Origin of the sequence: Microbacterium sp. K41 (genome assembly GCF_004794395.1) — a bacterium.
GTDB classification, from domain to species: Bacteria; Actinomycetota; Actinomycetes; order Actinomycetales; family Microbacteriaceae; genus Microbacterium; species Microbacterium sufflavum.
On record NZ_SSDO01000328.1, the window covers coordinates 69,668 to 81,024 of the forward strand.

The following is an 11,357-nucleotide window of genomic DNA, read 5'->3' on the forward strand; positions in this document are numbered from 1 at the left end:
GAGGCCCGGGAGAGACGGCTACTGGGCAGCGCGCTCGAGGATGAGCTCGCGCACGCGTGCGGCGTCGGCCTGACCCTTCATGGCCTTCATGACCGCACCGATGATCGCACCGGCGGCCTGCACCTTGCCGTCCTGGATCTTCGCCATCACGTCGGGCTGTGCGGCGAGGGCCTCATCGATCGCCGCGACGAGCGCGCCGTCGTCGGACACCACGGCCAGGCCCCGGGCATCGACCACCTGCTGCGGACTGCCCTCGCCGGCGATGACGCCCTCGAGCACCTGGCGGGCGAGCTTGTCGGTGAGGGTCCCCTCGTCGACGAGCTTCTGCAACGCTGCGACGTTCTCCGGGGTGATTAGTTCCGTAGCGTCCTTCTCCTGCGCGTTCGCCAGGCGGCTGATCTCACCCGTCCACCACTTGCGCGCGGTCGCCGGCGACGCGCCCGCCGCGATCGTCGCCTCGACGGCCTCGAGCAGGCCGCCGTTGCGGACGTCCTGGAACTCGAGCGGCGTGAAACCCCACTCGGCCATGAGCCGGCGGCGCCGGGCGACGGGCTGCTCGGGCAGTGCCGCGCGCAGCTCCTCGATCAGCTCCGGGGCGGGCTGCACCGGGAGGAGGTCCGGCTCGGGGAAGTACCGGTAGTCGTCCGCGTCGGACTTCGGACGGCCCGGCGAGGTGGTGCCGGTGTCCTCGTGCCAGTGGCGGGTCTCCTGGATGATCGTGCCGCCGTCGGCGAGGATCTGCGCCTGGCGCTGGATCTCGTACCGGACGGCGCGTTCCACGGAGCGCATCGAGTTGACGTTCTTCGTCTCGGTACGCGTGCCGAGCTTCTCCTGCCCCCGCGGACGCAGCGACACGTTGGCGTCGCAGCGCAGGTTGCCCCGCTCCAGCCGGGCCTCCGAGATGCCCAGACCGCGCACGATGTCGCGGATCGCCGCCACGTACGCCTTCGCCACCTCCGGCGCCCGGTGCTCGGTGCCGAAGATCGTCTTGGTGACGATCTCCACCAGCGGCACCCCTGCGCGGTTGTAGTCGACCAGCGAGTACTCCGCGCCCTGGATGCGTCCGGTCGCGCCGCCCATGTGGGTGAGCTTGCCCGCGTCCTCCTCCATGTGCGCGCGCTCGATCGGGATGGTCACCGTGGTGCCGTCTTCGAGCTCCACCTCGACCGACCCCTCGAACGCGATCGGCTCGTCGTACTGCGAGATCTGGTAGTTCTTGCCGAGGTCGGGGTAGAAGTAGTTCTTTCGCGCGAACCGGCTCGACTCCGCGATCGAGCAGCCCAGTGCGAGTCCGAGGCTGATCGACGAGCGCACGGCCGTCTCGTTCACGACCGGCAGCGACCCGGGCAGACCGAGGTCGACCGGGGCGATGAGCGTGTTGGGCTCGGCGGCGTGATACGCCTCGTTCGCCGGGTTCGGCGCGTCGGAGAACATCTTGGTGTTCGTGTTGAGCTCGACGTGCACCTCGAACCCGAGCACAGGCTCGAACAGCTCGAGAGCCCTGTCGAAGTCCATCAGCTTGGCTGCGGCGGCCATCAGCGGTTCCCTCCTGCGAGCTGCGGTGCGCGGGTGAGGAGCGGTGCCCCCCACGAGTCGACGAGGAGCGTCTCCAGCGCCGCTCCCACGCGGTAGAGACGGGCATCCTCCCTGGCCGGAGCCAGGAACTGGATGCCCACGGGCAGGCCGTCGTCGTCGGACAGGCCGCTCGGGATCGAGATGCCGGGCACACCCGCGAGGTTCGCGGGGATCGTGGTGATGTCGTTGAGATACATCTGCAGCGGATCGTCGATCTTCTCGCCGAGCTTGAACGCCGTGGTCGGCGCCGAAGGCGTGGCGATCACGTCGACCTGGCCGAAGGCGGCGGCGAAGTCCTGCTGGATGAGCGTGCGGACCTTCTGGGCGCTGCCGTAGTACGCGTCGTAGTAGCCCGCGGACAGCGCGTAGGTGCCGAGGATGATGCGTCGCTTCACCTCGTCGCCGAATCCGGCGTCGCGCGTGGCGGACATGACGTCCTCGACCGTGGGGTTGCCCTCCGGCGTCACGCGCAGACCGAAGCGGACCGAGTCGAACTTCGCCAGGTTGCTGGACGCCTCCGCCGGGAGGATCAGGTAGTACGCGGCGACGCCGTACTCGAAGTGCGGCGCGTCGATCTCGACGATCTCGGCGCCCTGAGCCTCCAGGAGCGCGAGGGCGCTGCGGAACGACGCGGCGACCCCCGGCTGGAAGCCGCTGTCGGGAAGCTCACGGATGACACCGACGCGGAGACCTCTGAGGCCGTCCCCGCTCGCACCTTCACGCGCTGCAGCGGCGAACGACGGCCACCGCTCGTCGAGCGACGTCGAGTCCTTCGAGTCGTGGCCGCCGATCGCATCGTGCAGCAGACCGGCGTCGAGCACCGTGCGGGTGACCGGGCCGACCTGGTCGAGGCTCGACGCGAGGGCGATCGCGCCGTAGCGGCTGACTCCGCCGTACGTGGGCTTCACCCCGACCGTGCCGGTCACGTGAGCAGGCTGACGGATCGAGCCGCCCGTGTCCGAGCCGAGCGCGAGCGGGGCCTCGAACGCGGCCACGGCGGCGGCCGAACCGCCGCCGGATCCACCGGGGATCCGGTCGAGATCCCAGGGGTTCCGCGTCGGGCCGTACGCGGAGTGCTCCGTCGACGAGCCCATGGCGAACTCGTCCATGTTCGTCTTGCCGAGCGGGATGAGACCGGCCGCGCGCGAGCGGGCGACGACGGTCGCGTCGTACGGCGACCGGTAGCCCTCGAGGATGCGCGACCCGCTGGTGGTCGGCTGGTCGGTGGTGACCAGGACATCCTTGATGGCGAGCGGGACCCCCGCGATCGGGCCGAGCTCCTCCCCTGCCGCACGGCGTGCGTCGACGGCAGCGGCCGCGTCGAGCGCGTGCTCGTTGATGTGGAGGAACGCGTGCACGTCGCCGTCGACCGCGGCGATACGGTCCAGGTGCGCCTGGGTGGCCTCGACGCTGGAGACCTCACGCGCCGCGAGCTTGTCGGCGAGTTCCGCCGCGGTCAGCCGGATGATGTCGCTCACTGCTCTTCTCCCAGGATCGCGGTCACCCGGAAGCGGCCGTCGGCGGCGTCGGGGGCGTTTTGCAGCACCTGCTCGTGCGTGAGCGTCTGCCCGACGACGTCTGGACGGAAGACGTTGCTCAAGGGGATCGGGTGGCTCGTGGCGGCGACGTCGGCCGTGGCCACCTCCGACACCTTGGCGATGTTGTCGACGATGGCGTCGAGCTGGCCCGTGAGCCGCGTCACCTCGTCGTCGTTCAGCTGGATGCGCGCGAGCACGCCGAGATGGCGCACAAGATCAGGGGTGATTTCAGACACGACCCCAGTCTAGTTGGGGTGCCGTCGCCCGCTCGGCGCGTCGCGGCGCGCATAAGCTGGGCGCGTGAGCACGTTCCAGCCTCCTCGCCCGTGGATCGCCAGCTACGCCGACGGCGTCCCCGAGGATCTCGCCCCCGTCACCGGTTCCCTCGTCGACATCGTCGCCGCGTCCGCCCGCGACTACCCCGACGCTCCCGCGCTGCAGTTCTTCGGCCGCGAGACCACGTACGCCCGACTGCAAGATGCGATCGACCGGGCCGCCACCGGACTCCGCGACCTCGGCGTGCGTGCGGGCGACCCGGTCGCGATCGTGCTGCCGAACTGCCCACAGCACATCATCGCCTTCTACGCCGTGCTGCGTCTGGGCGCCGTCGTCGTCGAGCACAACCCGCTCTACACGCCGCGCGAGCTGCGGAAGCAGTTCGAGGATCACGGCGCCAAGCACGCGATCGTGTGGAACAAGGTCGTCGCCACCGTGCAGGACTTCCCCGCCGACCTCGCCGTGACGAACCTCGTCTCCGTCGACGTGACGCGCGCGATGCCCGCCCTCACCCGCTTCGCTCTGCGGCTGCCCGTCGCGAAGGCGCGCGAGTCCAGGGCAGCGCTGACCGAGCGCGTGCGCGGAACCGTGGTGTGGGACTCGCTCGTGGCCTCCGACCCGCTTCCGGCATCGCATCCCCGACCGAACACGGACGACCTCGCGATCATCCAGTACACCTCGGGCACCACCGGAACTCCGAAGGGCGCCGCGCTGACGCACCGCAACCTGCTGGCGAACGCGGCGCAGGCGCAGGCATGGGTGCCGTCGATCCAGCGCGGCAAGGGCTGCGTGGTGTACGCCGTGCTGCCGATGTTCCACGCCTACGGGCTGACGCTGTGCCTCACGTTCGCGATGTCGATGGGGGCGCGGCTCGTGCTGTTCCCCAAGTTCGACCCCGACCTCGTGCTCGATGTCGTCAAGAAGCACCCCGCGACCTTCCTCCCGCTCGTGCCCCCGATCGCCGACCGGCTGCTCGCGGCCGCGCAGGCGAAGGGCGTCTCCCTGGACGGCATCGAGGTCGCGATCTCCGGGGCGATGGCCCTGCCGCACGAGCTGGTCGTCCCCTTCGAGGCCGCGACCCACGGGTACCTCGTCGAGGGCTACGGGCTGAGCGAGTGCTCGCCCGTGCTGATGGCGAACCCCGTGGCCGACAACCGCGTGCCGGGCACCGTCGGCCTCCCCCTCCCCGGAACGGAGTGCCGCGTGGTCGACCCTGAGGACCCGACGCAGGACGTACCGGCGGGGTCGGCGGGCGAGCTCGTCGTCCGCGGCCCGCAGGTGTTCTCCGGCTACTACGGCAAGCCGGAGGAGACCGACGCCGTGTTCGTCGACGGCTGGTACCGCACGGGAGACATCGTCACGATCGACGAGGCCGGCTTCGTCCGCATCGTCGACCGCATCAAGGAGCTGATCATCACCGGCGGCTTCAACGTCGCCCCCACCGAGGTCGAGAACGCGCTGCGGCAGCACCCGTCGGTCGTGGACGCCGCCGTCGTCGGACTGCCCAGCGAGCACTCGGGCGAGGAGGTCGTCGCCGCGATCGTCGTCGACGGCGGAGCCGACGTCGACGTCGAAGCGATCCGCGCGTACGCCCGCAGCATCCTCACCCCGTACAAGGTGCCGCGCCGCGTGTTCGTGGTCGACGAGCTGCCGAAGTCGCTCATCGGCAAGGTCCTGCGTCGCCAGGTCAAGGAGAAGCTGCTCGCGCTCACCACCGGCGCCTGAGCCGTCTGCACAGGTGGTGGCGGCCGGCGCGCGCTACCCTTGGGAAGTGACCCCTGAAGACGCAGTGCCCACCGACGCCCCCGACGAGTCCCCCGCAACCCCCGGATTCGAGGAGCTCGGCATCACCGGGCCCGTCCTCAAGGCCATCCGAGACCTCGGCTACGAGACCCCCTCCCCGATCCAGGCCGCGACGATCCCGACCCTGCTGTCGGGCCGCGACGTGGTGGGCATGGCGCAGACCGGCACCGGCAAGACCGCGGCCTTCGCGCTCCCCGTGCTGGAGCGCCTCGACACCGCACAGAAGACCCCGCAGGCCCTCGTGCTCGCCCCCACGCGCGAGCTCGCGCTGCAGGTGTGTGAGGCGTTCGAGTCGTACGCCTCACGCATGAAGGGCGTCCACGTGCTGCCCGTGTACGGCGGTCAGGGGTACGGCGTGCAGCTGTCGGCGCTGCGCCGCGGTGTGCACGTGGTCGTCGGAACCCCCGGTCGCATCATGGACCACCTCGCCAAGGGCACGCTCGACCTCTCGGAGCTGCAGTACCTGGTGCTCGACGAGGCGGACGAGATGCTGAAGATGGGCTTCGCGGAGGATGTCGAGCAGATCCTCGCCCAGACGCCGGAGGAGAAGCAGGTCGCGCTGTTCTCCGCCACGATGCCCGCCCAGATCCGACGCCTCGCGCAGCAGTACCTCCGCGACCCGGAGGAGATCACGGTCAAGTCCAAGACCGCGACCAACACGAACATCACCCAGCGGTACCTCGTGGTGTCGTACGCGCAGAAGGTGGACGCCCTCACGCGCATCCTCGAGGTGGAGAACTTCGACGGGATGATCGTCTTCGTCCGCACCAAGAACGAGACCGAGACGCTCGCGGAGAAGCTCCGCGCTCGCGGCTACTCCGCCGCCGCGATCAACGGCGACGTGCCCCAGGTGCAGCGCGAGCGCAGTGTCAACCAGCTCAAGGACGGCAAGCTCGACATCCTGGTCGCGACCGACGTCGCCGCGCGCGGTCTCGACGTGGAGCGCATCAGCCACGTCATCAACTTCGACATCCCCACCGACACCGAGTCGTACGTGCACCGCATCGGCCGGACCGGGCGCGCCGGGCGGACCGGCGACGCGATCAGCTTCATCACCCCGCGCGAGCGCTACCTGCTCAAGCACATCGAGAAGGCCACGCGTCAGACGCCGACGCAGATGCAGCTGCCGACCACGGAGGACGTCAACACCACGCGCCTCGCGCGCTTCGACGACGCCATCACGACCGCGCTGTCCGAGACCGCCCGCATCGACGCGTTCCGCGACATCATCGCCCACTATGTGCGCCACCACGACGTGCCGGAGAGCGATGTCGCCGCGGCTCTCGCCGTGGTCGCGCAGGGTGAGCGACCGCTCCTCCTCGACCCCGCGGACGACCCGCTCGCCCGAGCCGTGGCCGCCGACAACCGTCCGCCGCGTGAGCGCGCACCGCGGGACGCACGGGAGACGCGTGAGCCCAGGGAACGCCGGGGCCGTGGCGACTATGCGGCGTACCGCATCGAGGTCGGACGACGGCACCGCGTGGAGCCGCGGCAGATCGTCGGCGCGCTCGCGAACGAGGGCGGCCTCGGTCGCGACGACTTCGGCGCCATCAACATCCGCCCCGACTTCTCGATCGTGGAGCTGCCGGCCAACCTCGACCCCGCCGTCCTCGAGAAGCTCCGCGACACCCGCATCTCCGGGCGGCTGATCGAGATCGCGCCCGACCGTGGCCCCGGGGCACGCCGGGGAGCTGCGCGCGACCGCGGGAACGACGACGGCGCGGGCCGCGGCTATCGCGGTGACCGCCATGACCGTGACGATCGCGGACCCCGCGGTCCCCGCGAGGACAAGCCGTTCCGGAAGCCCCGTCACAAGAGCTGATCGTGCGTATCGACCGTGCGGACCGCCGAGACGTCGCGGGGCTCGCGCTGCTCAAGTGGCAGGACGTGCCGGACGAGCTGACGGCGGGACGGTCGTTCGACGAGTTCACGGCGGAGCTCGCCGCCTGGTGGAGCCTCCACGAGGACACGCACTCGGCGTTCGTAGCGAGGGCGGACGACGGCGAGCCCGTCGGGGTCGCCTGGGTCGCGATGCTCCCCCGGGTGCCGCGCCCCGGGGCCGCGCACCGGGTCTCGGCCGACGTGCAGAGCGTGTTCGTGCTGCCGGAGCACCGCGGGCGCGGGACCGGGCGAGCACTGGTTGCGGCGGCGTGCGCTCACGCGGTGTCCCTCGGCGCAGCACGCGTCACCGTGCACTCGAGCGAGGAGGCCGTGACGCTGTACCGCGGGCTCGGCTTCGCCGACTCCCCTCGGCTGCTGCAGTTCCTGCCTCCCACGGACACCTGACCCGCGGGCACCCGTTCAGCCGAGGGCGTCGGGTCCCTCGGTCACCAGCAGGTGGAACTGTGCAGCGTCGAGGATGCGGATGCCCAGTTCCTCGGCCTTCGCGAGCTTGGAGCCGGCGCCCGGACCTGCCGCGACGAAGTCGGTCTTCTTCGACACGCTCGACGCGGCCTTGCCCCCCGCCTTGATGATCGCCTCCTGCGCTCCCTCGCGCGTGTAGCCGTCGAGCGAACCCGTCGCGACGACCGTGAGCCCGTCGAGCACTCCGCCCTCGGCGACCGCAGCCCCGGGCCCCGCGTGCCCCGGCGTCGCCCACTGCACCCCCGCCTCGCTCCAGCGCCGCACGATCTCCTGGTGCCAGTCGACCTCGAACCATGCGAGCAGCGAGTCGGCGATGATCCCGCCGACGCCCTCGACCGCGGCGAGCTCCTCCCGGGAGGCCGCCCGGATCGCGTCCAGCGAACCGAACCACTGCGCGAGGGCTCGAGCCGCCACCGGGCCCACGTGACGGATGTTCAGCGCGACGAGGAGTCGCCACAGGTCTTTCGTCTTGGCCTTCTCGAGCTCGGCGAGGAGCGTGAGCGCCTGCGAGGAGGGCTGGGGGCCCTCGCGCCCCGCCTTCCTCTCGGCCGCCGTCGGGTTCCGGCGGAACGGCGCCCTCGTCTTCACGAGGCCGTCCTCGTCCTCACGCGGCAGCCCGGTCTCGGCATCCCGGACCACGACCTCGATCGGCACGAGCTGGTCGAGCGTCAGCGCGAACAGCCCGGCCTCCGTCTCCAGCGGCGGCACGGCGGGTGACGTCGGCTGCGTGAGGGCCGCGGCCGTGACCTCGCCCAGCGCCTCGACGTCGAGCGCGCCGCGCGACCCGATGTGCTCGACACGCCCGCGAACCTGTGCGGGACACGAGCGCGCGTTCGGGCAGCGCAGGTCGATGTCGCCCTCTTTCATCGGCCGCAGCGGTGTTCCGCACTCCGGACAGTCGGCAGGCATCACGAACTCGCGCTCGGTGCCGTCCCGCTTCTCCACGACCGGCCCGAGCACCTCGGGGATCACGTCACCGGCCTTGCGCAGCACCACGGTGTCGCCGATGAGCACGCCCTTGGCCTTCACGACGTCCTTATTGTGCAGCGTGGCCTGACGCACGACCGACCCCGCGACGTGCGCGGGCGCCATCACCGCGAACGGGGTCGCCCGGCCCGTGCGTCCGACCGACACCACGATGTCGAGGAGCGTCGTCTGCACCTCCTCCGGCGGGTACTTGTAGGCGATCGCCCACCGGGGTGCCCGGCTGGTCGCGCCGAGCTCGTCATGCAGCTCCAGCTCGTCGACCTTCACCACGATCCCGTCGAGCTCGTGCTCGATGTCGTGCCGGTGCTCGCCGTAGTACTCCACGAAGTCGACGACCTCATCGATGCTGCGGCACACCCGCGTGTGCGGGCTCGTCGGCAGGCCCCATTCGGCCAGCAGGTCGTACACCTGGCTCTGCGCGGCCACCGGCGGCTGTGCCCAGGCGCCGATGCCGTGCACGTACAGCGCGAGCGACTCGATCCGCAGGAGCCCCGCCTCCAGTTCGAGCCCGTCCTTCTTGTCGATCTGCTGGCGCAGACCACCGCTGGCGGCGTTGCGCGGATTCGCGAACGCGGGGAACCGACGTGCCGCAGCCGTGCGCGCCTTCTCCTCGTCGAACGGCTTCTTCACGCCGCCGCGTGCCTCCCACCGGGCGAGCGCGTCGGCGTAGGCGCGCTCGCGGAAGGCGGCCTGCGCGGCGTTGAGCCGTTCGAAAGCCGCGACCGGGATGAACACCTCGCCGCGGACCTCGACGATCGGCGGATGCCCCTCACCACGCAGTCGCTGCGGGATCTCTGGCAGACGGAGCGCGTTCTCCGTCACGATCTCGCCCACCCGGCCGTCACCGCGTGTGGCGGCGGAGGTGAGCACCCCGTTCTCGTAGCGGAGGTTGATCGCGAGTCCGTCGATCTTGAGCTCGGTGAGCCAGTCGACGTCACGACCGGCCGCCGCGCGGGTCTTGGCCGCCCACTCCCGCAGCTCGTCGACGGAGAACACGTTGTCGAGGCTGAGCATGCGCTCGGCGTGCTCGATCGTGGCGAGACCGGTGGCCTCCGCCGCTCCCACCATCTGCGTCGGCGAGTCCTGGCCCTGCAGTTCGGGGTGCAGGCGCTCCAGCTCTTCCAGACGCCGCATCCACCCGTCGTAGGTCGCGTCGTCGACGAGCGAGGTGTCGCGTCCGTAGTAGGCGTCTTTGGCCTCGAGGATGCGGGTCGTCAGCTCCTCGGCCTCGATCCGAGCGTCTTCCAGTGAGATGTTCTCCGCCACCTGCTCAGTCTAGGAGCGGCCGCCGACATCCGCCGGGATCAGACGCCGACCGGAACCGCCGAGACCGTGGTGTCGATCGTGAACTGGCCCAGCACGCGCGTGCCGACGTACAACACCGCGGTCTGCCCCGGTGCGACGCCGTCGAGCGGAACCTCCGGAGCCACACGGACGCCGTCCGCGGTCACGGTGGCCGTGGCGGGAACGGGGTCGGCGTGCGCGCGGATCTGCACGTCGCATGCGAAGGACGACTCCACGGGCGCCGCGCCGGCCCAGCTGAACCGCTCCCCCGCGATCTCGGCGATCGCGAGCGCCTCCTTCGGCCCGACGACCACGGTGTTGGACACCGGCCGGACCTCCAGCACGAACCGGGGCTTGCCGTCCGCGGCCGGCACCCCGAGCTTGAGCCCTCGCCGCTGCCCCACCGTGAAGGCGTGCGCGCCCTCGTGCTCGCCGACCACCGCGCCGCTGCGGTCGACGATCTCCCCGGCCTCCGCACCGACCTTCTCCGCCAGCCACCCGCGCGTGTCGCCGTCCGGGATGAAGCAGATGTCGTGGCTGTCGGGCTTCTGGGCGACGGTCAGGCCCCTGGCTGCCGCCTCAGCGCGCACGACCGCTTTGGAGGGCGTCGTGCCGAGCGGGAAGTAGGTGTGCGCGAGCTGCTCGGCGGTGAGCACACCGAGCACGTACGACTGGTCCTTGGCGTTGTCGGATGCCCGGTGCAGCTCCCGGCCGTCCGGCCCCTCGATCAGGGTGGCGTAGTGCCCCGTGCAGACGGCGTCGAAGCCCAGCTCGATCGCCCGTTCCAGGAGCGCGGCGAACTTGATCTTCTCGTTGCAGCGCATACAGGGGTTCGGGGTGCGCCCGGCGCGGTACTCGGCGATGAAGTCGTCGATCACGTCGTCACGGAACCGCTCCGAGAAGTCCCACACGTAGAAGGGGATCCCGAGCAGGTCGGCGGCGCGGCGCGCATCGAGCGCGTCCTCGATCGTGCAGCAGCCGCGGCTGCCCGTGCGCAGCGTCCCGCCCGCGCGGGACAGGGCGAGGTGCACGCCGACGACGTCATGCCCGGCCTCGACCGCCCTCGCCGCGGCGACGGCGGAGTCGACGCCGCCGCTCATCGCCGCAAGGATACGCATGGGTCCAGTCTACGAGCGCGCAGCTGAGCCGGCGCCGGACGCACGCGCATACGCGTCCGCGATCACCGACAGCACGGCGTCCACGTCATCATCGCGGGAGGTGCGCCCCAGAGAGAAGCGCAGCACGCTGCGGGCGTCTCGCTCCGACCGGCCCATCGCCATCACCACGTGGGAGGGCTCCGCGACCCCCGCCTGACAGGCCGAGCCGGTGGACACCGATACCCCGGCGACGTCGAGGAGGAAGATCAGGCTCTCCCCCACGGCCCCCGGGAACAGCAGCTGCGCATTGCCCGGCAACCGCACGTGCGGGTCGCCCAGGAGCTCGGCGGCGGGCACCCGCGCGCGAACGCCCTCGACGAGGCGGTCGCGCAGAGCACGCAGCCGACGCGCCTCCTCCTCGCGCTCGCTCTCG

General features: G+C 71.1%; 9 protein-coding genes. 3 read left to right on the forward strand and 6 right to left on the reverse strand.

Annotated elements, in window-relative coordinates; all coding sequences use genetic code 11:
- Positions 1-18: 18 nt before the first annotated feature.
- The 3 genes from gatB to gatC are packed head-to-tail and all read right to left on the reverse strand — an operon-like array spanning position 19 to position 3,349.
- Entirely contained in the window at positions 19-1,536 is a 1,518-nt protein-coding gene (gene gatB, locus DW309_RS09810) for an Asp-tRNA(Asn)/Glu-tRNA(Gln) amidotransferase subunit GatB (RefSeq protein ID WP_136045262.1), read from the reverse strand.
- The gene (gene gatA / locus DW309_RS09815) at positions 1,536-3,053 is read right to left on the reverse strand and encodes an Asp-tRNA(Asn)/Glu-tRNA(Gln) amidotransferase subunit GatA (RefSeq protein WP_136045263.1); all 1,518 of its coding nucleotides are present in this window, start codon (positions 3,051-3,053) and stop codon (positions 1,536-1,538) included. The genes gatB and gatA overlap by 1 nt, the downstream gene beginning before the upstream one ends.
- The gene (gatC, locus tag DW309_RS09820) at positions 3,050-3,349 is read right to left on the reverse strand and encodes an Asp-tRNA(Asn)/Glu-tRNA(Gln) amidotransferase subunit GatC (protein WP_136031845.1); all 300 of its coding nucleotides are present in this window, start codon (positions 3,347-3,349) and stop codon (positions 3,050-3,052) included. Before gatC ends, gatA begins: the two co-directional genes overlap by 4 nt.
- Positions 3,350-3,413: 64 nt before the next feature.
- On the opposite strand from gatC, the gene DW309_RS09825 reads away from it, so the two are divergent.
- From DW309_RS09825 to DW309_RS09835, 3 genes are read left to right on the forward strand one after another with little or no spacing between them, the layout of a single operon-like run.
- Complete coding sequence (locus DW309_RS09825; protein WP_136037386.1) at positions 3,414-5,114, forward strand: long-chain-fatty-acid--CoA ligase; 1,701 nt, start codon at positions 3,414-3,416, stop codon at positions 5,112-5,114.
- A 46-nt stretch (positions 5,115-5,160) separates the two neighbouring features.
- On the forward strand, positions 5,161-7,014 hold the full coding sequence (locus DW309_RS09830; protein WP_372490593.1) for a DEAD/DEAH box helicase: 1,854 nt from the start codon (positions 5,161-5,163) through the stop codon (positions 7,012-7,014).
- A 2-nt stretch (positions 7,015-7,016) separates the two neighbouring features.
- A complete protein-coding gene (locus DW309_RS09835) occupies positions 7,017-7,478 on the forward strand; it encodes a GNAT family N-acetyltransferase (protein WP_168387237.1) in 462 nt (153 codons plus the stop codon).
- 15 nt (positions 7,479-7,493) lie between these two features.
- Here DW309_RS09835 and ligA read toward each other — a convergent pair whose 3' ends face one another.
- From ligA to DW309_RS09850, 3 genes are all read right to left on the reverse strand, one after another.
- Complete coding sequence (gene ligA / locus DW309_RS09840) at positions 7,494-9,809, reverse strand: NAD-dependent DNA ligase LigA (RefSeq protein WP_136045265.1); 2,316 nt, start codon at positions 9,807-9,809, stop codon at positions 7,494-7,496.
- 38 nt (positions 9,810-9,847) lie between these two features.
- The gene (gene mnmA / locus DW309_RS09845; protein WP_136045266.1) at positions 9,848-10,945 is read right to left on the reverse strand and encodes a tRNA 2-thiouridine(34) synthase MnmA; all 1,098 of its coding nucleotides are present in this window, start codon (positions 10,943-10,945) and stop codon (positions 9,848-9,850) included.
- A gap of 9 nt (positions 10,946-10,954) precedes the next feature.
- The coding region (locus DW309_RS09850; RefSeq protein WP_136045267.1) for an aminotransferase class V-fold PLP-dependent enzyme at positions 10,955-11,357 on the reverse strand (403 nt) is incomplete at its 5' end.

What these genes read in the sequence shown, in the direction of transcription:
- mnmA (WP_136045266.1), bottom strand. Translation starts at nt 10,945, where the DNA reads ATGCGTATCCTTGCGGCGATGAGCGGCGGCGTCGACTCCGCCGTCGCC.
- gatB (WP_136045262.1), bottom strand. Translation starts at nt 1,536, where the DNA reads ATGGCCGCCGCAGCCAAGCTGATGGACTTCGACAGGGCTCTCGAGCTG.